20 protein-coding genes, 1 tRNA gene, 1 other RNA gene and 1 pseudogene are annotated in these 24562 nt (G+C 52.8%); 6 read left to right on the forward strand and 17 right to left on the reverse strand.

Features of this window, described 5'->3' with window-relative positions; all coding sequences use genetic code 11:
* From bcsE to bcsG, 3 genes are read left to right on the forward strand one after another with little or no spacing between them, the layout of a single operon-like run.
* Positions 1–1572 (forward strand): cellulose biosynthesis c-di-GMP-binding protein BcsE, encoded by a 1572-nt coding sequence (gene bcsE, locus ABVN36_RS11000; protein WP_001205767.1) that lies wholly within the window; start codon positions 1–3, stop codon positions 1570–1572.
* Positions 1569–1760, forward strand: a complete 192-nt coding sequence (gene bcsF, locus ABVN36_RS11005) for a cellulose biosynthesis protein BcsF (RefSeq protein WP_000988321.1) — start codon at positions 1569–1571, stop codon at positions 1758–1760. Before bcsE ends, bcsF begins: the two co-directional genes overlap by 4 nt.
* Complete coding sequence (gene bcsG, locus ABVN36_RS11010) at positions 1757–3436, forward strand: cellulose biosynthesis protein BcsG (RefSeq protein WP_000192021.1); 1680 nt, start codon at positions 1757–1759, stop codon at positions 3434–3436. Before bcsF ends, bcsG begins: the two co-directional genes overlap by 4 nt.
* A gap of 81 nt (positions 3437–3517) precedes the next feature.
* Here the strand turns inward: bcsG and ABVN36_RS11015 are convergent, their stop codons facing one another.
* Positions 3518–3625 (reverse strand): type I toxin-antitoxin system toxin Ldr family protein, encoded by a 108-nt coding sequence (locus ABVN36_RS11015; protein ID WP_001537650.1) that lies wholly within the window; start codon positions 3623–3625, stop codon positions 3518–3520.
* Positions 3626–3997: 372 nt separating this feature from the next.
* Between ABVN36_RS11015 and ABVN36_RS11020 the strand changes: the two are divergent.
* Together ABVN36_RS11020 and ABVN36_RS11025 are read left to right on the forward strand one after the other, a co-directional pair.
* Positions 3998–4150: pseudogene (locus ABVN36_RS11020) on the forward strand (PLP-dependent transferase); the annotation flags it as partial.
* A 117-nt stretch (positions 4151–4267) separates the two neighbouring features.
* On the forward strand, positions 4268–5566 hold the full coding sequence (locus tag ABVN36_RS11025) for an aromatic amino acid transport family protein (RefSeq protein WP_001150163.1): 1299 nt from the start codon (positions 4268–4270) through the stop codon (positions 5564–5566).
* A gap of 100 nt (positions 5567–5666) precedes the next feature.
* Here the strand turns inward: ABVN36_RS11025 and dppF are convergent, their stop codons facing one another.
* From dppF to ABVN36_RS11060, 7 genes are all read right to left on the reverse strand, one after another.
* The gene (gene dppF / locus ABVN36_RS11030; protein WP_000103558.1) at positions 5667–6680 is read right to left on the reverse strand and encodes a dipeptide ABC transporter ATP-binding subunit DppF; all 1014 of its coding nucleotides are present in this window, start codon (positions 6678–6680) and stop codon (positions 5667–5669) included.
* A complete protein-coding gene (dppD, locus tag ABVN36_RS11035; protein WP_001196509.1) occupies positions 6677–7660 on the reverse strand; it encodes a dipeptide ABC transporter ATP-binding protein in 984 nt (327 codons plus the stop codon). The genes dppF and dppD overlap by 4 nt, the downstream gene beginning before the upstream one ends.
* 10 nt (positions 7661–7670) lie before the next feature.
* The gene (gene dppC / locus ABVN36_RS11040; protein ID WP_023138201.1) at positions 7671–8573 is read right to left on the reverse strand and encodes a dipeptide ABC transporter permease DppC; all 903 of its coding nucleotides are present in this window, start codon (positions 8571–8573) and stop codon (positions 7671–7673) included.
* Between the two features lie 9 nt (positions 8574–8582).
* On the reverse strand, positions 8583–9602 hold the full coding sequence (gene dppB, locus ABVN36_RS11045; RefSeq protein WP_023138202.1) for a dipeptide ABC transporter permease DppB: 1020 nt from the start codon (positions 9600–9602) through the stop codon (positions 8583–8585).
* Positions 9603–9758: 156 nt separating this feature from the next.
* Positions 9759–11366, reverse strand: a complete 1608-nt coding sequence (gene dppA, locus ABVN36_RS11050) for a dipeptide ABC transporter periplasmic-binding protein DppA (protein WP_000028047.1) — start codon at positions 11364–11366, stop codon at positions 9759–9761.
* Positions 11367–11921: 555 nt separating this feature from the next.
* Positions 11922–13247: a uracil-xanthine permease family protein gene (locus ABVN36_RS11055; protein WP_001136079.1), complete on the reverse strand. Its 1326-nt coding sequence runs from the start codon at positions 13245–13247 to the stop codon at positions 11922–11924.
* 57 nt (positions 13248–13304) lie between these two features.
* Positions 13305–14429, reverse strand: a complete 1125-nt coding sequence (locus ABVN36_RS11060) for an aryl-sulfate sulfotransferase (protein WP_000940805.1) — start codon at positions 14427–14429, stop codon at positions 13305–13307.
* Between the two features lie 149 nt (positions 14430–14578).
* Here ABVN36_RS11060 and ABVN36_RS11065 point away from each other — a divergent pair, with 149 nt between their 5' ends.
* The gene (locus ABVN36_RS11065; RefSeq protein WP_023138203.1) at positions 14579–15586 is read left to right on the forward strand and encodes a substrate-binding domain-containing protein; all 1008 of its coding nucleotides are present in this window, start codon (positions 14579–14581) and stop codon (positions 15584–15586) included.
* Here the strand turns inward: ABVN36_RS11065 and ABVN36_RS11070 are convergent.
* The 9 genes from ABVN36_RS11070 to ABVN36_RS11110 form a co-directional block, all read right to left on the reverse strand.
* Positions 15577–15710: non-coding RNA, RtT sRNA (locus tag ABVN36_RS11070), on the reverse strand. The genes ABVN36_RS11065 and ABVN36_RS11070 overlap by 10 nt on opposite strands.
* 34 nt (positions 15711–15744) lie before the next feature.
* Positions 15745–15821 (reverse strand) — tRNA-Pro (locus ABVN36_RS11075).
* Positions 15822–15911: 90 nt separating this feature from the next.
* Entirely contained in the window at positions 15912–17603 is a 1692-nt protein-coding gene (eptB, locus tag ABVN36_RS11080) for a kdo(2)-lipid A phosphoethanolamine 7''-transferase (protein ID WP_023138204.1), read from the reverse strand.
* A 217-nt stretch (positions 17604–17820) separates the two neighbouring features.
* Complete coding sequence (gene lpfE / locus ABVN36_RS11085; protein ID WP_000792959.1) at positions 17821–18348, reverse strand: long polar fimbrial protein LpfE; 528 nt, start codon at positions 18346–18348, stop codon at positions 17821–17823.
* A 5-nt stretch (positions 18349–18353) separates the two neighbouring features.
* Positions 18354–19418, reverse strand: a complete 1065-nt coding sequence (gene lpfD, locus ABVN36_RS11090) for a long polar fimbrial protein LpfD (protein ID WP_000914405.1) — start codon at positions 19416–19418, stop codon at positions 18354–18356.
* Between the two features lie 17 nt (positions 19419–19435).
* The gene (gene lpfC / locus ABVN36_RS11095) at positions 19436–21964 is read right to left on the reverse strand and encodes an outer membrane usher protein LpfC (RefSeq protein WP_023138205.1); all 2529 of its coding nucleotides are present in this window, start codon (positions 21962–21964) and stop codon (positions 19436–19438) included.
* Positions 21965–21986: 22 nt separating this feature from the next.
* Positions 21987–22685 (reverse strand): long polar fimbrial chaperone LpfB, encoded by a 699-nt coding sequence (gene lpfB / locus ABVN36_RS11100; protein ID WP_001082125.1) that lies wholly within the window; start codon positions 22683–22685, stop codon positions 21987–21989.
* A gap of 84 nt (positions 22686–22769) precedes the next feature.
* Positions 22770–23294, reverse strand: coding sequence for a long polar fimbria major subunit LpfA (lpfA, locus tag ABVN36_RS11105; RefSeq protein ID WP_001518613.1), 525 nt, complete (start codon positions 23292–23294; stop codon positions 22770–22772).
* 518 nt (positions 23295–23812) lie between these two features.
* Complete coding sequence (locus tag ABVN36_RS11110; protein ID WP_023138206.1) at positions 23813–24517, reverse strand: autotransporter outer membrane beta-barrel domain-containing protein; 705 nt, start codon at positions 24515–24517, stop codon at positions 23813–23815.
* Positions 24518–24562 lie beyond the last annotated feature (45 nt).

Raw genomic sequence — 24562 nt, forward strand, 5'->3', positions numbered from 1 at the left:
ATGAGGGACACTGTGGACCCCGTATTTTCTCTCGGCATCTCATCATTATGGGATGAACTGCGCCATATGCCAACCGGCGGCGTCTGGTGGGTTAACGCCGATCGCCAGCAAGATGCCATCAGCCTGGTGAATCAAACGATTGCGTCACAAACGGAGAATGCAAATGTCGCCGTCATCGGCATGGAAGGCGATCCTGGCAAAGTAATCAAATTAGATGAATCTCACGGTCCGGAGAAAATCCGCTTATTTACCATGCCGGATTCAGAAAAAGGGCTATACTCTTTGCCCCACGATTTGCTTTGTTCTGTTAACCCGACGCATTACTTTTTCATTCTTATTTGTGCAAATAACACGTGGCGGAATATAACGTCAGAAAGCCTGCATAAATGGCTGGAAAAAATGAATAAATGGACTCGTTTTCATCACTGTTCATTGTTGGTTATTAACCCTTGTAATAATAGCGATAAACAGTCCTCGTTGTTGATGGGCGAGTATCGCTCACTTTTCGGCCTCGCCAGTTTACGTTTTCAGGGCGACCAACATTTGTTCGATATTGCCTTCTGGTGTAACGAAAAAGGCGTCAGCGCCCGACAGCAGTTATTGCTGTGTCAGCAGGACGAACGCTGGACGCTATCCCATCAGGAGGAGACGGCAATTCAGCCGCGTAGCGACGAAAAACGCATTCTTAGCCACGTCGCCGTCCTTGAAGGCGCGCCGCCGCTCTCGGAACACTGGACGCTTTTCGACAATAACGAAGCGCTATTCAACGACGCGCGCACGGCGCAGGCCGCAACAATTATTTTTTCGCTTACACAGAACAACCAAATCGAGCCGCTTGCTCGTCGCATTCATACTTTGCGGCGCCAGCGGGGAAGCGCGCTGAAAATTGTCGTGCGCGAAAATATCGCCAGTTTGCGCGCCACCGATGAGCGCCTGCTGCTGGGCTGCGGCGCGAATATGATCATTCCCTGGAACGCCCCGCTTTCACGCTGCCTGACGCTTATTGAAAGCGTGCAGGGACAGCAGTTCAGCCGTTACGTACCGGAAGACATCACCACGCTACTGTCAATGACGCAGCCGTTGAAACTGCGCGGTTTTCAGCCGTGGGATATCTTCTGCGATGCCATCCATACGATGATGAGCAACACCCTGCTCCCCGCCGACGGGAAAGGCGTTCTGGTCGCGCTGCGCCCGGTGCCGGGCATTCGGGTTGAGCAGGCGTTAACATTATGTCGGCCAAACCGAACCGGCGATATTATGACCATCGGCGGCAACCGTCTGGTGCTGTTTTTATCATTCTGCCGGGTCAACGATCTGGATACCGCGTTAAACCATATTTTCCCTTTGCCGACGGGCGATATTTTCTCTAATCGTATGGTCTGGTTCGAAGATAAACAAATCAGCGCCGAGCTGGTGCAGATGCGCTTATTGTCGCCGGAACTGTGGGGAACGCCGCTACCGCTGGCAAAACGCGCCGACCCGGTAATAAATGCCGAACACGATGGCCGCATCTGGCGTCGTATTCCTGAACCCCTGCGATTGCTCGACGACACCGCGGAGCGTGCATCATGATGACCATCAGCGATATCGTGCAAATTATTCTTTTTTGCGCGCTGATTTTCTTTCCGCTGGGCTATCTGGCGCGTCATTCGCTACGCCGTATCAGTGATACGACCCGGCTGCTATTTGCCAAACCTCGTTATGTAAAACCAGCCGGAACTCTGCGCCGCGCTACGAAAGTCAAGGCAGACAAAAAATGACTCAGCATACTCAAACTCCTTCAATGCCTTCTCCGCTCTGGCAATACTGGCGCGGTCTTTCCGGCTGGAACTTCTATTTTCTGGTCAAGTTTGGCCTGCTGTGGGCAGGCTATCTGAATTTTCATCCTTTACTGAATTTGGTATTCATGGCGTTTCTGCTCATGCCAATACCAAAGTATCGCCTTCACCGGTTGCGCCACTGGATTGCCATTCCCGTCGGCTTCGCGCTGTTCTGGCATGATACCTGGCTGCCCGGCCCGCAAAGCATTATGAGTCAGGGGACGCAGGTGGCGGAATTCAGCTCCGGTTATCTGCTCGATCTGATCGCCCGTTTTATTAACTGGCAAATGATCGGCGCCATCTTCGTACTGCTGGTTGCCTGGCTTTTTTTATCACAGTGGATTCGGGTCACGGTGTTTGTGGTCGCCATCATGGTATGGCTGAATGTCCTGACATTAACCGGCCCGGTTTTTACGCTGTGGCCGGCAGGCCAGCCAACCGATACGGTGACGACGACTGGCGGTAATGCGGCCGCTACCGTCGCGACAGCGGGCGATAAGCCGGTCATCGGCGATATGCCTGCGCAAACCGCGCCGCCGACGACCGCGAATCTGAACGCCTGGTTGAACACCTTCTATGCCGCGGAAGAAAAGCGGAAAACGACGTTCCCGGCGCAGCTTCCGCCTGATGCGCAGCCGTTCGACCTATTGGTCATCAATATTTGTTCGCTCTCCTGGTCGGATGTCGAAGCGGCAGGCTTGATGTCACATCCGCTATGGTCGCACTTTGACATTTTGTTTAAACACTTTAATTCCGGCACGTCTTACAGCGGCCCGGCGGCCATTCGTCTGCTGCGCGCCAGCTGTGGTCAACCATCGCATACCCGACTTTATCAACCAGCCGATAACGAATGTTATCTGTTTGATAATCTGGCGAAACTGGGCTTTACTCAGCATCTGATGATGGATCATAACGGTGAATTTGGCGGCTTCCTGAAAGAAGTTCGCGAAAACGGCGGTATGCAGAGCGAACTGATGAACCAGTCCGGCCTGCCAACCGCCCTGCTGTCATTCGACGGCTCGCCGGTATATGACGATTTGGCGGTCCTGAACCGCTGGTTGGCAGGGGAAGAACGTGAAGCCAATTCCCGCTCCGCGACTTTCTTTAACCTGCTGCCGCTGCACGATGGCAACCATTTCCCCGGCGTCAGCAAAACGGCGGATTATAAAATCCGCGCGCAGAAACTGTTCGATGAACTGGACGCCTTCTTTACCGAACTGGAGAAATCCGGGCGTAAGGTGATGGTGGTCGTCGTACCGGAGCACGGCGGCGCGCTGAAGGGCGACAGAATGCAGATATCAGGCCTGCGCGATATTCCCAGCCCCTCCATCACCAACGTCCCGGCGGGCGTGAAATTTTTTGGCATGAAAGCCCCGCATGAGGGCGCGCCGATTGATATTAATCAGCCGAGCAGCTACCTGGCGATTTCCGAACTGGTCGTACGCGCCGTGGACGGTAAGCTCTTTACCGAAGACAGTGTGAACTGGAACAAGCTGACCAGCAATCTGCCGCAAACCGCGCCGGTTTCAGAAAACGCTAATGCGGTGGTGATTCAGTACCAGGGTAAGCCCTACGTTCGTCTGAATGGCGGCGACTGGGTGCCTTACCCGCAGTAAACCGAAAAAGGCCGCAAGGTTTCCCCTGCGGCCTGGTTCGGGCGCATGTTGCCATTACGGCGGACAGACGCTCAAAACGCGTTACTTCCTGTCACGTAGCCAGTTGACGATCACACTGGCGATAATGCCAGCAATGATCGGCGCCGCCAGATCGTGCCAGAAGGCCACGCCCAACTGCGTAAGCGTCATATAGCCGCCTTGTTGCAATGGCAACCGTTCGCGGCTATCCTTGATGTGTTGAGGTTCAAGTTAGCCCCCGTCAGGTTGCCAGGTTTATACCAGTCAACGTGCGGGGGTTTTCTCTATCCAGCAACCTATGCCGCCGGGGATCAAGCCCCCGCAACATTGCGCCTCACCGGGTAAACCCGGCTTGCTGCTGATATTACGGCAAAATCTCCGTCCCGGCACGGCGCTAACGTGCAATCTGCGTGACGCTTCGCAGACGATTACTTTTATTTGCCAGAATACATTCAGCATTTCTGAGGCTGGCAGTCAGCCGCTCAATTCTGTAAATTATGCCTCCTCGCGGCCAGTCCCGGTGATACCGAAACCCTCGTTCAGCATCCAGCGTCTATGACATATTCGCCTGTTGCGCCAGAGGAATGGCTAAAAGCAGGTATTACCGACGAACTTATCCGTCTTTCAGCGGGACCTGAAGATCCCGACGATATTATTCATGACCTTGAACGCGCCAGCAGAAAAGCAGCATTCTGACGATTGCTCGGCGAACCGCTGTCACCGGTTTGCCGCATCGGGTATCAAGGCACTATAGCCTGGTTATAGGCAGCATTCTTTATGAAAGAGCTGCGTATATTTTGGGCAGGGGGCTCTATGCAGGACGACACATTACCATTAAATAACAGTAACGCTACGACCACACCGCTTTCAACGAGATTACCGTTTACAAAATATGATTTTGGCTGGGTGCTCTTGTGTATCGGTATGGCGATCGGCGCCGGTACCGTCTTAATGCCAGTGCAAATCGGTCTCAAGGGGATCTGGGTATTTATTACCGCTTTTATCATCGCCTATCCCGCTACCTATATTGTGCAGGATATTTATCTAAAAACGTTATCTGAAAGCGAAACCTGTGACGATTATACGGATATTATCAGTCACTATCTTGGCAAAAACTGGGGCATTTTTCTCGGTGTAATCTATTTTCTTATGATTATCCACGGGGTGTTTATTTATTCCCTGTCGGTGGTGTTTGATAGCGCCTCCTATATCAAAACCTTCGGCCTTACTGAGGCCGATCTTTCGCAGTCTATTATCTATAAAGTCGCGATTTTCGCCGTGCTGGTGGCGATTGCCTCCGGCGGGGAAAAGTTATTATTTAAAATTTCCGGCCCGATGGTGGTGGTGAAAGTCGGGATCATTCTGATATTCGGTTTCGCGATGATCCCACACTGGAATCTTGATAATATTTCCGCCTTTCCCGCCGCATCGGTTTTCTTTCGCGACGTACTGCTCACTATCCCATTTTGCTTCTTTTCCGCGGTCTTCATTCAGGTGCTAAACCCAATGAACATCGCCTATCGTAAGCGCGAACCTGACCGTGTGCTGGCCACCCGGATGGCGATTCGCACGCATCGCATTAGCTATATTACGCTGATTGCCATTATTCTCTTTTTCTCGTTCTCGTTTACCTTTTCGATTAGTCATGAAGAGGCGGTATCAGCATTCGAGCAGAATATTTCCGCCCTTGCGCTGGCAGCTCAGGTAATCCCTGGCCATATCATCCACATTACCTCTACCATCCTCAATATTTTTGCCGTACTTACCGCGTTCTTTGGTATTTATTTAGGTTTTCACGAAGCGCTTAAAGGTATTGTACTGAATGTATTGAGTCGTATTATGGATGTCAAAAACGTCAACCCACTGTTACTGACATCTGGAATCTGTGTCTTTATCGTGGTTACTCTGGTTATTTGGGTTTCGTTTCGCGTCTCAGTATTGGTCTTTTTCCAGTTAGGCAGTCCGCTTTATGGCATTGTCGCGTGTATTATTCCTTTTTTCCTGATTTATAAAGTAGCGCAACTGGAAAAATTACGCGGCCTGAAAACCTGGCTTATTCTGTTATATGGAATATTGTTGTGCCTGTCGCCGTTATTAAAATTGATTGAATAAGTCGTACCGGAGAGCCATGTCCGGTGGCGCTACGCTTACCAGGCCTACAGGTACGGTGTAGGCTTGATAAGGCGCAGCCGCCATCCGGCATAAAACGCACTTAACTCAGCGGTTTCTGCGGATTTTCATCCTGATCGACGGCAAAGCAGGCCACCAACTGGCCGTCGTACTCTTTAAGCTGCGGCTGTAACTGCGTGCAGGGTCCGAAGCGACGGCTGCAGCGGGCGTTGAAGGCGCAGCCCGGCGGCGGGTTCAGCGGGCTCGGCAACTCGCCGGTCAGCTTAATCCGCTCACGGCGATCGTCCGGATTCAGCCGCGGCGTGGCGGAGAGCAACGCCTGGGTGTACGGATGACGCGGGTTGTTGAAGATCTGGTCTTTCGTTCCCTTCTCCACGCAGCGGCCTAAGTACATGACCATCACTTCATCGGCAATGTGTTCCACCACCGACAGGTCGTGCGAGATAAAGACATAAGACAGCCCCATATCCTGTTGCAAATCCATCATCAGGTTCAGCACCTGGGCACGCACCGACACGTCGAGCGCGGAGACCGGTTCGTCGGCAATCACTACGTCCGGATCAAGCATCAGACCGCGGGCGATAGCGATACGCTGACGCTGGCCGCCGGAGAACATATGCGGATAGCGGTCGTAGTGCTCGGTTTTCAGCCCCACCTTCGCCATCATCGCCAGCGCTTTTTCACGACGCTGCGCTTTACTCAGGCTGGTATTGATCAGCAACGGCTCTTCCAGAATTTGCCCCACTTTCTTGCGTGGGTTCAGGGAACCGTAGGGGTTCTGAAACACAATCTGAATTTTCTGCCGCCGCAGTTTCTGCGCGTGCGGATCGTGTTTGAGCAGATCCTGCCCCTGGTAATAAAGCTCGCCGCCGGTTGGCGTTTCAATCATCGTCAGCAGGCGACCCAGTGTGGATTTTCCACAACCGGACTCCCCCACTACGGCCAGCGTTTTACCGCGTTCGAGATTAAACGACACGCCGTCCAGCGCTTTTACCAGCCGTTCCGGAGAAAAGATCCCCTTCTTCACCGGATAGTGTTTTTTCAGGTCGATAGCCCGCAACAGCGGCTGTTGCAAGGTGGCCTCATGCGTACTCATAGTGTGGGCCTCCCGGCATCATCGAGTGGGTAATGACATTTTGACTGACGTCCATCGTCCAGTTGGTTGAGAGCAGGTTCTTCCGCACGACATCTGTCCGTGGCGTAGGGGCAGCGCGGGTTAAGCAGACAGCCCGTCGGTCGGTCATATTTCCCCGGCACCACGCCCGGCAGCGACGCCAGACGCGCTTTATCTTGCGCAAACTCTGGTAACGCGCGTAGCAGTGCCTGGGTATACGGATGACGCGGCGCGCGGAAAATATCCTGCGCAGCGCCGGTTTCGACGACCTGCCCGGCGTACATGACGATAATTTTGTGCGCCGCTTCCGCCACCAGCGCCAGGTCATGGGTAATCAGCACCAGCGCCATGTTCTCTTTTTGCTGCAACTCCAGTAGCAGCTCAATGATTTGCGCCTGAATGGTCACATCCAGCGCCGTGGTCGGTTCATCAGCAATTAACAGCTTTGGTCGACAGGCTATGGCCATCGCAATCATCACGCGCTGACTCATGCCGCCAGAAAGCTGGTGCGGATAGACATCCAGACGAGAAGCCGGATCGGGAATACCCACCTGGTTCAACAGGTCAATCGCTCGCTGACGACGGGTTTTCTTGTTCCCGCCCTGATGTACCTTGATGGCTTCCATAATCTGAAAGCCAACGGTATAGCAAGGATTGAGGCTGGTCATCGGGTCCTGGAAAATCATCGCCACTTCAGCGCCCACCAGGTTGCGACGTTCCTTCTCGGAAATGCGCTTCAGATCCTGTCCGTTAAAGAGCAGGTTTTCCGCCATCACGCGGCCTGGGTAATCGATAAGCCCCATAATCGCCAGCGAGCTGACGGATTTGCCGGAACCAGACTCGCCGACAATACCGACCACCTCACCCTGCTTCACGCTGTAGCTAATGCGGTCGACGGCTTTGAACGGTGTCCCTTCATCGCCGAAGTGCACCGATAATTGATCTACATTTAATAACGCCATCTCGAACCTCTTACTGCTTCAGTTTGGGATCGAGCGCGTCACGCAGACCGTCACCCATCAGGTTAAATGCCAGTACCGTCAGCAGAATCGCCAGCCCCGGGAAGGTCACCACCCACCAGGCGCTTTGGGCAAACTGCAGAACGTCAGAGAGCATGGTGCCCCACTCCGGCGTTGGCGGCTGTGCGCCCATGCCAAGAAAGCCGAGGGCGGCCATATCGAGAATGGCGTTAGAGAAACCGAGCGATGCCTGAACGATCAGCGGCGCAAGGCAGTTCGGGAAAATATTGACGAACATCTGACGCATCGCGCCTGCGCCCGCCACGCGGGAGGCAGTCACATAATCGTGGTTCACCTCTACCAGAACCGCCGCGCGGGTTAAGCGGACATAGTGCGGCAGCGCCACAAACGTCAACGCCAGCGCAGCGTTGCCGATGGAGGGGCCGAAGATCGCCACCAGCACCAGCGCCAGCAGCAGGCTCGGCAGGGCCAGCATAATATCGACCACGCGCATGATGATGTTATCGACCAGACCGCCGAAGTAGCCCGCGACCAGGCCGAGAATAATCCCCATTACCAGCGACAGGACGACCACCAGACAGCCGACCAGCAGTGACAAACGCGCGCCATACATCAGGCGCGAGAGGACATCGCGACCAACATCATCCGTTCCCAGAATATGCGCCCAACTGCCGCCTTCCTGCCAGACCGGCGGCGCCAGCAGCGCATCACGGAACTGCTCTGCCGGGTTGTACGGCGCAATAAAGTTGGCAAACACCGCAATCAGGATCACGATGAGAACATACGCCAGCCCGACGACCGCGCCTTTATTGCGTTTGAAATAGTGCCAGAACTCCCGCAATGGCGTCATGGGCGCCGGTGCGGCATTAACATTATTTTCAGTAACCTGTGACATGATGGCCCCTTACTTCTTATGCCGAATACGCGGGTTCACCACGCCGTACAGCAGGTCTACCAGCAGGTTGACGAGAATAATCATCGTCGCTACCAGTAACACGCCGCCCTGCACTACCGGATAATCGCGGCGTTGCAGCGCATCGATCAGCCAGCGCCCCAGACCGGGCCACGAGAAGATAGTTTCTGTCAGAATCGCGCCCGCCAACAGCGTACCCACCTGCAGGCCGATCACGGTGACGACTGGCAGCATGGCGTTACGCAGAGCATGAACGATAATGACGCGCATCCTGGTCAACCCTTTGGCGCGTGCGGTACGGATGTAATCCTCCCCCAGCACTTCCAGCATCGACGAACGGGTCATACGCACAATGACGGCCAGCGGGATTGTGCCGAGCACCATCGCAGGCAGGATCATATGCACCAGCGCATCAATAAAGTTACCCTCTTCGCCCCAGATAGCGGTGTCGATCAGCATAAAGCCCGTCAACGGATTGGTATCATCAAGGAACACCATATCGCTCACGCGCCCGGAAACCGGCGTCAGGTTCCAGTGGACGGAGACCAGCATGATCAGCATCATGCCCCACCAGAAGATAGGCATAGAGTAACCGGTCAGCGCCAGGCCAACAGCAGTGTGATCGAAGATAGAACCGCGCTTCACTGCGGCCAGCACGCCCACCGGAATCCCCACGGCGACGGCAAAAATCATGGCGCAGACGCCAAGTTCCAGCGTCGCTTTAAAGCGAGGTACGAACTCGTCCCACACGGGGATTCGGCTTTTCAGCGAGATGCCTAAATCGCCATGCATCACCCCCCAGATATAATGGAGGTACTGCTGCCACATCGGTTTATCAAGACCGAGTTCAGCCAGCAGTTGAGCATGACGCTCAGGGGAAATACCTCGCTCACCCGCCATGATCATCACCGGATCGCCGGGGATCATGTGGACAAAGGCAAAGGTGAGAAGGGTAATACCGATAAACGTCGGGATAACGAGTCCCAAACGTCGGAGAATGAACTGCAACATAACCCGAATTCTCTCTCATGACCCACGGCCTGGAACCGTGAGTCTGTATTGCTCACAAATCTTATCCCACGCAAACTGCATCGCGGATAAAGCATTACGCCGGATGGCGCTGCGCTTATCCGGCCTACACAACACCGGGGCGCAGCGCTCTTTTAATTATTCGACAGAGACGTTTTCGAAGTGATGTTTGCCTAATGGATCAACCACATAGCCTTTAACTTCTTTACGCACTGGCTCATAAACCGTGGAGTGAGCGATGATCAGCGCCGGCGCCTGGTCATGCATCACAACCTGGGCCTGTTTATAGAGCTCAATACGCTTGTTGTGGTCATCGGTCGCACGCGCAGGCTGAATCAGGTCTTCAAACGGCTTATAACACCATTTTGAATAGTTGGAGCCTTGCTGGGCGGCATCGCAGCTGAACAGCGTGGCGAAGAAGTTATCCGGATCGCCATTATCGCCGGTCCAGCCCATCATCACCGTCTGGTGCTCGCCATCTTTAGCGCGCTTGAGGTATTCGCCCCATTCATAGGTGACAATTTTGGCCTGAACGCCAATCTTCGCCCAGTCCGCCTGGATCATTTCCGCCATACGACGCGCATTCGGGTTATAGGGACGCTGTACCGGCATCGCCCACAGATCGATGGTGAAGCCTTTTTCCAGACCGGCTTCTTTCAGCAGCGCCTTCGCTTTTTCCGGATCGTAGCCGTAGTCTTTAATATCGTCGTTGTAACCCCACATTGTCGGCGGGATCAGGTTTTTCGCCGCAACGCCCGCGCCCTGATAAACGGCTTTGATGATGGCCTCTTTATTCACGGCATAGGTCAACGCCTGGCGAACTTTGACGTCATCCAGCGGTTTTTTCTGCACGTTATAGGAGAGATAACCCACGTTCAGACCCGCCTGCTCCATCAGGTTGATGTTTTTATCTTCTTTCATGCGCGCAATATCCGCCGGGTTCGGATACGGCATCACCTGACATTCGTTCTTCTGCAGTTTGGCGTAACGCACAGAGGCGTCAGGCGTGATGGAGAAGACCAGGCGGTCGATCTGCGGCTTCGTGCCCCAGTAGCCGTCAAAAGCTTTGTAGAGAATGCGGGAGTCTTTCTGATATTGCACCAGTTGGAACGGGCCAGTGCCGACCGGGTTCAGATCCACTTTTTCCGGCGTACCGGCTTTCAGCATGTTGTCAGCATATTCTTTGGAAAGAATAGAGGCGAAGTCCATGGCTAAATCGGCAAGGAACGGCGCTTCCGGACGCGTCAGCACAAACTGCACCGTGTGATCGTCGACCTTCTTCACTTCGCTAATCAGATCCGGCAGCCCCATGCCTTCAAAGTATTCATAGCTGCCGCCAGACACTTTATGGTACGGGTTCTGCTCGTTTTTCTGCCGGTCAAAAGAGAACACGACATCATCGGCGTTCAGCTCGCGCGTGGGTTTGAAATCCTTGCTGGATTGCCATTTCACCCCTTTACGTAGGTGGAACGTATAGGTTTTACCGTCTTCGCTGATATCCCACTTCTCAGCAAGACCCGGGATCACTTCCGTGGTGCCGGTTTTGAATTCAACCAGACGGTTATAGATAGGTACGGAACTGGCATCATAGGTGGTGCCAGACGTAAAGAGCTGTGGGTTAAAGCCTTCCGGCGAGCCTTCTGAACAATAAACCAGGGTTTTGGCCTGCACGCTTGCTGCAACGGTCATAGCCACCAGGCTCAAACCAAGCTTCAGCATCCCTGACTTCTTCAAGGAAATACTCATTCTTCTGCTCCAATTGTGATGTATGTTGTTTTGCCCTTTGCAAAGGCTTTTACCGCCCGGCCTTTTTTGTTTTTTACCTGGTCAGGTCAGTAGTGAGAGGTGGGGATTCCGTTCGCATAATCGACTGAGTTGCAGTGCGGATTCTCCATAAAATGCCCCTCATTCCCTACAATCTGTCAATAGAATGTCAAAACGTCAATACAGGTAACCAGCTTTTACAACAACGGTGAGAATTAACAAACAAAGATTAAAAAAAGTTCAGAAGGGTATTTTCAGCAGGGAAATTTGTGCTATAGGCAGAAAGGCAGAGTTATTCACTTAATATTTTGCAACAGTTAGTGATTAACAATTAGACATTAATTGAAAAATTTCTTTCGATATGTTGATTATCTGAGCGATTAATACCACTAACGCTAAAACGCACAGGCGAAAATGCTGAGGTTATCCATAAGCCGTGTGCAAAAAAGAGTTATACGGACATTGAAAAACACCATCGAATATGTCACAAAATTGTAAATAAGTAGGCCGTCGTGCGGCCTACCGCGATCACAAAAACTAACTTTTGACCCTGGCCTGCGTGCGCTTTTCGCTCCAGTTAAACAACGAGTTCACCAGAATCGCCGTCAACGTCCCCGCTGCCATGCCGTTGCCAAAGACCATCTGTACGCCCGCCGGGAAATTCTGATACAGGCCGGGTACCAGTATAGGTAGCATTCCCATGGCCAACCCCATCGCCAGCGCATAGGTTTTACCCGGCGTATGCAGTGGCTCACGCGCAATCATATCAATGCCGATGACCCCGATAATGCTGAAGACAATCACCGCCGTACCGCACACCACCGAACCTGGCAGACAGGTCGCCAGACGTACCAGCGGCGCGAATATGGCAATCAGGATTAACAATCCTCCGGCAGCCGCAGTCACGAAACGCGATTTCACATTAGTGGTGCGTACCACCCCAATATTTTCGCCGGAAGTGATAATTAAGGAGGTGCCAAAAATCCCCCCCAGCAGCGACATTACCGCATCACCACGAATGGTACGTGGAATCGCCTGCTGCACATTTTGCGTGGAATTGACTATTTCCGCGGTCGCAATCGTTTGCCCGGTTGCTTCAGCCATAGAGATGACCGCGTAAATCAGCAACGGCAGCGAGGCGGAGAGATCAAAAATCGGCCAGCCGAACGGCAAAAGCTGTGGGAAACTAAACAGCGGCCCGTGACTAACACCGCTAAAATCGGTGCTGCCCAGCGCCATTCCCAGCAGCGTTCCCGCTAAAAGGCCGAACATCACCGCCAGCTGGCGCAAAATACCGCTAAACGCCAGCGCGAAAATCAGCGTTATCAGGATAGTCCCCAGCGATAAAATGATACTGGTTGGATGAGCGAAGTCGGCGCTCCCTGGCTGGCCAATGATCAACCCGCCGTACAGGCGAATAAGGTTAATCGACACCATTAGCAGCATGATGCCGATGATAAAGGGGGGAAAATGGTGCAGGCAGCGGCGGAAAATCGGCAACGCGATAAAGTAGAACAGCGAGGTCAGAATTACGGCGCCAATCGCGGTCTGGATATTGGTCTGTAAAGCGATCGCAACGAAAATCGCAATCGGCGCGCCCCCCGGTACCATAATAAACGGCAAACGCGCGCCCACCCCTTTCACACCCAGGCTTTGCAAAATAGCGCCCAGACCGCACATCAGAAAGGTCGCGCTAAGTACCGAGGCGGTCACCGTATCGGTAAAGTGGAGCGCTTTGGCGATCAGAAAGACGGAGGTAATGGGGGTGGCGGCAACGACCAGCACATGCTGAAGCGCCAAAAGTAAGGTGGTTTGCCAGGGTAATGCATCGTTATCCGGCGTAGTAAGGCCAGGTTGCGGCATGATTAACTCCCATAAAACATCAAAAAAATAACCGCCAGCGCGGGCTGGCGGTCTGTATTATTTCAACCAACTAATGGCATCAGCGGCATAGCGATGCGCACGGAAGGCGCTGTTCTGTTTTCCAGGAATAATGCCTTTACTGAGGTGCTCCGGATATTCATTAAAGAACGGAATGATATATTCCCATACCGTTTCGCCTTCGGGGGTGACTTCAAACAGGCGGCCAAACGCCGATTCACAGATAAAGGTGTTTCCGTTCGCCAACCGCTGCGCGCTCCCCATATACGGCGAGAAAAACGCCGGCGGGAAGATATCGCGATACTGCCAGGTAATCGCTTTGGTCTGCGGATCGAACTCCAGCACCGTGGAATGCGGCGAGGTGACGCCGGGACGCAGGTTGCCGTTATCGAAAACCAGAATCGACCCGTTCTCCATCTCAACCGGCGTGTGCTGCTGCGCTACGACTTCCGGCCCTGCATGCCAGATAACCTTCCCGCTCTCTTTATCCACGGCAATGACGCCGGAAGTGGTACGCAGGCTCATCAGCACAAGGCCATCACGGGTGACGGACAGGCCGTTAATCATCGGCCAGTGGCGGCGGTCGAAAATATCATGAATCGGGAAATCTTCCGGATTCAAATGCTCCCAGGCACGCCATTCCCAGACCACTTCACCGTCGCGATTGACCTCTTTGACGACGTCGCTCTGAATCACGCCGTCCGGCGCATCGCGGCGCGGGTCGCCGCCGGTAACACGGGCGGCGATATCGGCAGGTAACGGCGACGCGGCGGTATACAGCAGGTTACCGTTTTCCAGCCACTGAGCATCGTGGTGATGGTAAATATCTTCGTAATGCCAGACGATTTCGTTATCCGGCGTCACTTCGTAGAAGTCGCCGCCGTGCCAGAGATCCCACGCCGGATAGAGGTTCGCTGAAGTGCGGTGGCTGCCGTTATAACCCAGATTACCGTTCGGCAGCAGCACCGCATCACGCCCGGCGCGAACCGGAAGCTGCCACTGATGCGCGACTTCGCCCTGCTCGTCCACCAGGTAAACCCGCCCTTCGGCGGTTTGCGGCGCAAAAAGCGTATAGCCGCCAAAGCTCTTCGCCTTATCAGCGTAGATAAGGCCCGCCAGACGGCGTCCAAGGGTGAAAGTCGAATCCTGAGTTAAGTGTGCCACATCGCCTCCTGAGGAATAAATTTGCGCCAAAATACCCCATTAAAACGTTTTAATGAAGAGTTTTTTACGATCACCATCGAAAAAAAGCAAACGTTACCGTCTGGTAAATATGCTACCCTGTGCGCAAATTTTCGCAGGTCAGGAAGCAGATGGCTGTTCAAAATAAAAAACGCGCAAAGTTGATTGATGTTGCCCGCCATGCAGGCGTATCGCCAGGGACGGTATCCAATGCCTTGCACAACACCCGCTTTGTCGAGCCGCAGACGCGACGGCGTATTGAAGAGGCCATTGTTGCGCTCAACTACACGCCGAATATTCGCGCCCGCCAGTTGCGAACCGGCAAAACCAATACCATTGCCTTGCTCTCTTCGGTGCCGCTGGCGATTGCCTCCGGCGCGTCACGACTGGGATTTATGATGGAGGTGGCGTTAACGTCCGCGATGATGGCGCTGGAAAAACAGCATGCGCTGATTCTGGTGCCGCCGGGGGCAAATCCACTGGATGCCGTCAGCTTTGACGCGGCGATCCTGATTGAGCCGGCGGAGAACGACCCGCAGCTCCAGGCGCTGGCGCAAGCGGGCATTCCCTGCGTCACCATTGGCCGCACGCCGGGCACCGACACGCCTGTGCCGTGGGTTGAGCTGCACTCGGCGGCAACAGCACAGCTTCTGCTCGCTCATCTGGAGGCCTCCGGCGCCAGAAAATGTGCGTTATTTGTCGGTAACACACGACGAACATCAGTTCTGGAGAGCGAAGCGGCTTACCAGCGCTGGTGCGCGGGGCGCCAGGACCCCGTCGTCTACTCTCTCAATGAAAACGAGGGTGAAAATGCCGGCTACCAGGCCGCGCAGCAGCTATTACAGGCGCATCCCGACGTTGACGGCGTGCTGGTGCTGATCGACACCTTTGCCAGCGGCGCGGTACGCGCTTTTCAGGAACAAGACATCGCCATACCTGAACAAATGCGGGTGGTTACTCGCTATGACGGTATCCGCGCGCGCGAATCGCTGCCGCCGCTGACGGCAGTGAATATGCATCTTGATGAGGTGGCGCGACAGGCAATCACGCTATTATTTGATTTGCTGGCGGGCAAGAAGGTCAGTCACAGCGACGGGATCATGCCTGAACTGGTGGTGCGGGCATCAACCTGCCGGTGATAGAGGATGACTCGCTACTACGTGGCTCGCCCTGCGGGCCGTTGCTGACGCAACGTTCTCTCGCTTCGCTCGGGTCGAACCTCTTGCCCCCGGAGGTTCTCATCCTCGTCAGGCTTCAGATGCAAAAAACCCTGCTCGTTGAGCAGGGTTTCTGAATTTGGTCGGTGATAGAGGATTCGAACCTCCGACCCCTTCGTCCCGAACGAAGTGCGCTACCAGGCTGCGCCAATCACCGAATGCGGGCGCATCTTACTGCTCAGGCGCACGCCCGTCAATCCCTTAGTCGCAAAATACAATTCAATCGGCGAGAAAGTCGGCAGACAACCTACTTCGCGGCGACTTTCTGCGCATCGGGAATATGGCACCAGTTGTTGTTCTGGTTAATGCCGCCATCCGGCGATGTATACCCCAGGCAGCCCATTATCGTATCGTACAGCTCCACATGACGACGCGGCACTTTGATCTCCGCCTGCTGTTTCAGGTGAGCGAACATCTGCGCATGTTGCGGACTGGCAAGATATTTATCCGACATCCATACCAGCATCGGAACACGGAATTGCTCCGGCGGCGCCATATTGCGCGGCGTACCGTGCAAATGTTCGCGTTCGTTAATCGACTCGCCGTGGTCAGCCGCGTAGAACACAATCGCTTTTTTATCACGCAGCTGATCGAACACACTGGTAATAAAGTGATCCACATAGGTCACGGAGTTATCGTAAGAGTTGATCATCTGCGCTTTCGTGCAGCCGCTATCGACCCCAATACATTCGGGCTTCCACTGAGCGTAGCTGCGCGGATAACGTTGCGTATAGTTAAAATGCGACCCCTTAGTATGCAGGATAATCAGATGCTTACCCTCAGGATTCTGGGCAAGCGAGTTCTGCATCTCATCAATCAACAGCATGTCATCAACCGTTTTACCGCGGTTACGCGGCTCGGCGCCGATCTGCTCGCGGTAGGAGATATTATCCGCCATGGTATTGCTATAGAACCACATCTCGCTCTGCATGGCGTACAGATCGGAACTGAATCCGAGCTGTTTGAGTACGGCAAAAACATTCTGCTCTTTTAAGGTACGCTGCGGGTTATTATCCGCCCCGCCTTCCCGTACAAACATACAGCGTAAAGAAAGCTTCGTCGCGGTATCACAGGAATAGCCGCGGAACGCCGCCAGATTTTTTTCCTGCGCCAGCTTCGGCGTGGTATTACGCTCGTAGCCGAAAATCCCCATGTGATCCCAACGGGTCGTCTCACCGATAATGAAAACAACGTAGGTGTCATCCCCATCCTTCGGCGCAACATAGGTAAATTTCCTGGCCGGGTTTATTAACGAATTATTGTCCGACGACTCATCTACCTGCGCCCAGGCATACAGCCCTAACGCAGATAACCAGTTTGAAGGCAGATAGGAGTTCGCCACCACGCCGCCATAGCTGGGTAAGTCGATACCTGTCGCCCGTTCAACCTTTTTTTGCTGTACATCCAGCAGGCGGATAGGCGCCCACACCATTACGCCTGCGAGTATCACTACAGCGGCGCTGCGAAAACGCTGCCCCGGCGTACGTAGCTGGCGCAACAACGTGTAGCGACAGTGGTTACTCCAGATAAAGATGAGCGGAAGCACGCTCACGGCAATTAGCCACAATACGAAGTGCAGCCCCACCACCTCTTTCGAGAGATCGATATCGGTGGTCATAACAGACGCAATAATGCCGTAGCCAATCACCACGTTCAGGAAGGTCATGTAATAACTGGCGCCAGCGGAAAACAGCACCACCAGCGTGGCCAGCACGCGCCAGACGCGTCGGCCAAACAGTGAAAGAAGACGAAGTAAGAAGAAAGTGACCAGCACCGTGGCGCCAAGTTCGACAACTGCGGAGAGGCCTTTCCAAATGGTAAATTCTTGCGCATAACTGCCGAAACGGCGGTAAAACACGGCGCAATTCATAAACAGACCGATATAGAGCGCAAGCAAGAAACTAAGTTTCTGTTGCGTCATCGATTTAATGTATCTCATGCAAACAAACCCTGGGAATCGGGATAAAAACGACCTGTACAACGATTCTTTAATCAAACAGGTAAATATGCGGCTAACGCAGATGTAAGAAAGTCTACAAGCACGGTTAAGTAGACCACAAGCAGAGGGGAAAGTGGCAACGGAGAGTGTGATCGGAGAAGATTTTTACAAAAAATCACTAAAAATGGAAAAGGGCCAGCGAACTGGCCCTCAGTGATTATTCATATGTGACGCTAAAATTCACCGTCGCATTCGCTGGGCCAACGGTGGCATCCGGCTTAACAGGCACATAGCTGGCGATATAGTTCAGCTTGTTAGTACCATCAAACCAGACGGTGTGTTCTACGGGCGTAGAGTCGGTACTGGAGGGGTATTGTTGCTCCCCACCAGACGTTTTAATTTTTAACGCCACGCCCGTCGCGCCGCCGCTATCCAGGGCAAAAAGCGAGGGGTCAGTCGGGTCTGGAGAACCGTCCATCGTAACGCTGGCCTTTGTGGCATACGCGCAATCTTTTAAGCCGATGCTAAAGTTTTTCTGGTTCAGCTCTTTACCCACTTTTACCGGGCGCTGAAGCACCACAGTCTCCATATTGACGTCGATACTGTCGTTTTCCAGTTCACAGGTAGCCGCCTTAATAGTAATGGTAAAGTGGATATCACCAGCAGAACCGATATTCGACGGTGCCGCCATCGCGGAAGTGGTAAGCAGTAAACACGCTGGCATCAAAGCATGAAGGTTTTTCATCCTGCTTACTCCACATCAATACGCATGGTGGCAATTCCCTCGAAATCCCCGGCGGCCGGCAATTTGCCGGTGGTACTGATGGGGTAAGCCGAAATGGTCGTTGAGGCGGTACGGTGCGTGTCGTCAACAAGACCCGATACGCTCAGCTCCTGATTAACACTGGCGTCATTTGGCACCAAAATTTTACCGTTAGCACCCTCAATGATGGCACCGATATCCGGGTTGCCCATGTCGATGGCATTCGAATCATTAGCGTTTGGCATTCCCTCAATACGCAGGAAGATCTTTACGCCATCGGAAATATTGGTGCATTTAAACTGCAGCTCTTTGGTGAATTTCGTGGCGTTCTTTGCAACTTGTCCTTTGCGATCTTTAAAATCAGTGGCCTTAAATTCCCCAAACGGAATTTCCAGCGTGCTGCCGCTGGAGAGTTCACAGCCCTGTGGAACAATGATGCTCCCACTTAAATATACGGATGCCAACGGACTGGCATTATAAACGTCTACTTTGTGGGTTCCAAACAAGTCCAGTATCTTTGTACTCGGTATTTGCAGTTCACCGACAAATGGATGATTAATATAAAGAGATAATTTTCCTTTGCTTCCTGTTGTAAACCGTACATCACCCACAGTGCAGCCTGCTCTGGCGGCGGACAGATTATCTAAATTAGAAAATGGCGCTGTTTTATAATCCTGATAGTGTCCCTGAACCCAAACATCGACTGAAATCTGGATATTATTATTGATAATAAAATATTGGCGTTCGCCTTCGCTGTGGCCAGGAGCGAGGGGGGAAGTAGCTTTATAATATGTCGATGCCGTAGCAGTCCCCTCTGGACATTCACAAACAGCATCGTAATCCCCCCCTAAATCCCACGACCAAAAATCACGGAAAACCATACCTGAGGCATTCTTGGACGTATCAGTGATGGTTTTGTTCAGCGTGGCCGAAAAAACATGAGTCCCGCCGTCAGGCGTACACGCCCCCCAATCCGCTGCCGCCAGCGCCTGGCCAGAAAACAGCACCGACCCGCCCAGCAGGCCCGCAAACATCATCAACTTTTTCAACATAATCGTTTCCTTCCCTGTTACCGGCAGACGGCATTCGCCATCACCACGCCGGTATTATCCTGTTGTTCCGGCAGCGTAAACGCCACGCGGCATTGCTGTGCCTGGTCTTTACCCCAGTTCACCTGAAGGGCACCTTTCTCCGGCATCCCGCTGATATAAAGCTGACCGTCTTCACCCACGATACTGCTGGACTCTTTTGTGGTATCCAGCAGCGTGGCGGTAGCACCAAACGGCACCGTTTTGCCATTGGCCTGCGTCAGGTTCATCAGCACACGATAGCCCACTCGGGTATCGAAGCGGGCACGAACAATCGCGCCGCGCGTCGGCACTACGTTGACGGAGGCGGTATCCAGGTCAACCTGGTTGTTCAGGCTGTCGCTTCGCAGTGAGACTTCCGTTTCACGGTACGGAGTGAGATAAGGCACGACCGCATTACCCATCCAGTCTACTTCCACACCACCGTTGTTGATCACGTGCGCGCCGCGCGCCCCCGGTGCGGAGATAATGGCCATGGATTCACCCAGCGGTTGAGAAAGAGTGATACCTTCGCTATGGGCTATTACACCGCCGCGCAAACCGTAGTTCACCTGCTGGCCGTCACGGTTGTAGTTGTAACCCAGGCTGGCGCTACCCACGCCGCCCTGGTAATCCAGGTTCACGCTGCCGCTGTTACCCACGCCGTTGCTGCCGTAGCCTTCCTGCACGCTATAGTTCAGGTTGTGCTCTTCCAGCGCGGTGCCGCTCACCCCTAACTGCTGGTTGGTTCGGCCATGCTGATCGGTCGTGAGGTGGTAGTTACTCCACACGCGTCCCAGTGGAATCGACATGGAGAATGACAGTAAACGATCGCTCTCATCCCACTCCGGGCTTTTCGTCCAAGTGTAAGCAATGCTGTAGTTCACGCGGCCAATACGGCCGTTATAACCGGCATTCAGCGAACGCTGTTTACCTTCATCATTCCAGTAGTCCTGCTGCGTGACGTTAAAATAGACCGAGCCCCAGGCGCCCAGTTGCTGCGTCACGTTGCCCTGAATCTGACTACGTTTGTGGTACTGGCTATAAGAGCTGTCCGCATCGCTGCGCACATCCGTCGCTTCCTGGAAGGTGTAATAGCCGCTGGTCGAATACTTGTAACCCAGCAGACGGAAATCGGTACCGCTGTTAAAGCTCTTGGAGTAGAGGAAACGATAAGACTGACCTTCCGAATTCTCCTCATTTGCCAGCTTGCTTTTTGCCTGGGTTACATCGATGGAGATCGCGCCGATATAGCCGAAGTTTTTACCTAATCCTCCCGCCAGCGAGTAATAGTCGTCAGAGAAGATCGCACCACCGTAAACGGTAAAGCCATATGGCAGGCCGTACATGGCATCAAGCTGCCCGAATTTCGGCTCGGCGCTGTTATAATTCCCGGCACGGTATTCCCCGGCGGAAAGGCTGTACTTGAGATGGCCTTCACGCTGGAGGAGCGCCACCGAGGAGAACGGCTGAACGAACTTCTGCTCACTGCCGTCCGATTCTTTAATGGTGACCGTCAGGTCGCCGCTGTTTGAGGTTGGATACAGGTCGTTAATTTCAAACGCACCCGGCTGAACAAACGTACGGTAAATAACGTAGTTGTTCTGCTCAACGGTGACTTCGGCGTTACTTTTGGCAATACCCCGGATGACGGGCGCAAACCCGCGCTGGCTGTCAGGCAGCATCTCTTCGTCAGAAGTTAACTGCACCCCGCGCATCTGAACGCTGTCAAAAATATCACCGGCGGTGGAGGTATCCCCCAACGTCAGCTGTGATTTCAGCGGCACAATGGCACGGCTTAGGGATGTGCCAATGTTATCCCATGTGTTGTTACCGTCGTTTCGCGTCCAGGTACTATAGTTACGTAATCGCCATGCCCCCAGGTTCATACCGCTGCGCAGGTTCAGATAGTAGCTGTCGCTGTTGTAGTTGGTATCACTGTCGTGCGCGTCATAGCTGGCGTTGCTGCCGGAGAAGTTATAATCCACCAGCAGGGCATTCACCCCTTCGTCCCACTGCGATTCTGGCACCGTACCGCGCGCTGTCTGCTTCATCGCAGCCTGCGGGAAGCTCATGATCAGGGTCTGGTCTGCAAAATCGAAATGGCTGGCGGCCTGGGGAATAATGTCGTCAAAAGCAACGCAGGCTTCAGGCGGGGCCATTTTCAGCGCCGGGAAGCTATCAATACGCACGCCCATATCTTCAAGCTGCACGCGGCTTAAGCACGGCACCAGGGATTCACCCATTTTTGCGCGCTGCGCCTCTGTCGCTGCCTTAAACTCCAGGGTGCGAGACTCCATTTTTTTTTCGTTGACCACCACCGAGACGCGGTATTTACCTGGCAGGTGTTCAGCTTTATTGGATTCATACATTGAAAGGTCAACGTGCTGATCAATACCCGGCACATCCTCCAGAAAGCGCGGGTTAAATGTTCCCGCATACGCGGGGAGCGTACTCGCTATCATCAGCGCAAGCGCAGACTGCGTAAAACGCGAGGTCTTATTGCCCAGAGGAAGATGCGTCCATGTCATAGTAATAATCCTTTAAAACGTGTTAGTTAACGCGCTGTGTCAACATGTCGCCAGCCGTGCCAAAGTCATTAATAATGTTGTATTTAACTTCGCTTACCTTGCCGGTGCCGGCTGGCAGTTCAATATTCAATGAGCCTTTTGCCGGAACCATTCCCGTTTTTTCAATATCACGGCCGTTGGCATAAAATTTATTAAACGTCAGGTTAAAGGCAGATGGGTTTTCCACTTTGATCTGGTTAGCCCCTGCGCTGGTGAACTGCAGTTTGTTCCAGCCGTCCATGCTATTGCCTTTCAGGCCCGCCGGACGATAGAACAGTTTTAAGCGGGTACGTACGGCGATCTGCAGTACGTTTTTAGCTTCCGCGTCTTCACTTTTGGCAGGAATAGCTTTTACGTTAATCCAATAAACGGACTCGCGATCCTGCGGTAACGTGCTCGTCGTATTAACAATACGTAAAACGTTATTTTTAGTCGGGCTTAATTTAAATAACGGCGGAGTGATAATAAAGGGCGTCTTTTTATTACCGTTAGCATCATCAATCCATGACTGAATGAGAAATTCATCCGTGGTGCTTTTATTATTTACCGTAAGAGAAGCTTCCTTTCTACTACCGTCATAAATAACACGTGTGCTGCTTAATGCCACGCCACCGGCAAAACTGTTTTGAGCAATCAGCGCCAGCACCAGTGCTGTGCAAGATATCAAACGTGAGCGGTTCATGATTCTCTTCCTGAGCCTCCGCTGGAAAAAATGGCAACGGGATTTCCGTTGCCATTATGATTGACTGTATTAACGAAAATTCGATTATTCGTAGGACAGGTTGAAGTCCACTTCTGCGTTACCGTAACCAGTGGTTACAGTATCTTTTGTTGCAACGTAGTTAGCGGTGTAGTACAGCACGGTCTGACCAGCAGCCAGCGTAGTGGTGGATTTACCGGTGTTCATTTCAACAAGCTTGTTAGCGTTGTCGTAGATACCGATGCCCACGCCAGTTGCCGCACCTGCTTCAGTGTTAACAGAAACCAGTGTCGCGTCGTCTGCATCTCCAACGCCAGCGAAGCTCACGTTAACTTTGGTTTGAGAGGTGATGTCACAGTCTTCCAGTTTGATTTGGAAAGGCTTGGAAACAGATTTATCGCCAATGGCTTTGAAGATATTTTTCTTAACCTGACCCAGCACAACTTCCTGGTTCTGAGAGTCAGTAGAAACGACGCATGGCGCGTCAACGATTTCACCGGTGAATTTAATGGTGCCGTCACCAGATTCAGCAGCGAAAGCAGAAGTGGAAACTACAGCGAGAGCAGACAGAGCAAAAACAACTTTTTTCATTAAAAACTCCATTTATGACGGTAGATAACAGAACGCATCCTTAGGGTTATCTGCATTCTGTGAGGAAATGGAGTGTATAGAGATGGGTATTAGATACTATAATTAGTATATATAAAAATATTTTTTAGTTAAGCTTAAAAAAAATAGAAATCAATATGTTACAAATGTAACGTACATAAATGTAAATTTTTATTAAGAATAAATTAATATAAATAATATATTATTTCTTCCTATTCATAAATAAGTTAAATGCATTCCTTATTTATTAGACGTTTTTTTAACTCCAATTGATTAGGTATTTGTGCTAAATAAAAATAAAGAGCACCAAATGGGTGCGCTGTACGCCTGGTGTTGCATGTGTTACGCAGACGCTTCGCTAACCCTCTCCCGCTGCGGCTGGCGAATAGTGGTGGAAACCGCCAGCGAGATGATTAACAGCGCAAAGATAACGCAGAAGGTTAGCACCCTACTTCCGCCACAAGATCTGTTATCACAGCGTTTCGATGGTAGTTTTTAAGTTAAAACCTGGCGCTCACCCCCAGGGTATACAAATAATCGCTATCCGTAGCGCTATTTTCCGCCTGGGAAAACGCCGCATACGCCGCCATGTGCGGGTTAAGTAACACGTCCGCGCCTACGGTGACATCCAGCCAGTTTCCCGCCTGATTTCCTGCGGTCATACGACTCAACCCGGACTGCGCTTTCCAGATATTTTCCCCAAACTGTTGGTTATAGCTGATCTGCGCCCAGGGACGGACATCGCCGAACTGCGAGTTTACCCGCCAGCCTAACGTACTGACGCTGGCATGCCATAACGGATCGGTAAGCGCTAATGTCGTCGCGCTATCGCCATATTCGTTATACATTGATGACGTCGAACCGTCGTAATGCAACGCCGCGACCGGCCCAGTGGTCACGCGTCGGGAAAGCGGAAAATTCCAGCCCATACTGATACCGCTGGTCGCATCAAGCGGGGTTTCATCCGCCAGGCTAAGCACCGGACCCACCGTATTTTGCGTAGACTGAATACGTTCGGCCAGTATGTCGTTGTAATTCGGTTGGTGATCGCTGTCCCAGGTATAGCGTTCCGTCGTATGCCCCGGAGCCGCTTCAGCGATATATTCTTGTTGCCAGGCATACGTGGTATTGATAAAAAACGAGCAGGCCATAAGGCCCGCCAGACAACGCAATGTCCGGTGACCACGGCGTTTTCTTACAATCATCAACGCGACTCCAGAGTAGAGCCGAATTCGGCGATATTATTGTCA

This window comes from Salmonella sp. SJTUF15581, from assembly GCF_043356775.1.
GTDB lineage: Bacteria > Pseudomonadota > Gammaproteobacteria > Enterobacterales > Enterobacteriaceae > Salmonella > Salmonella enterica.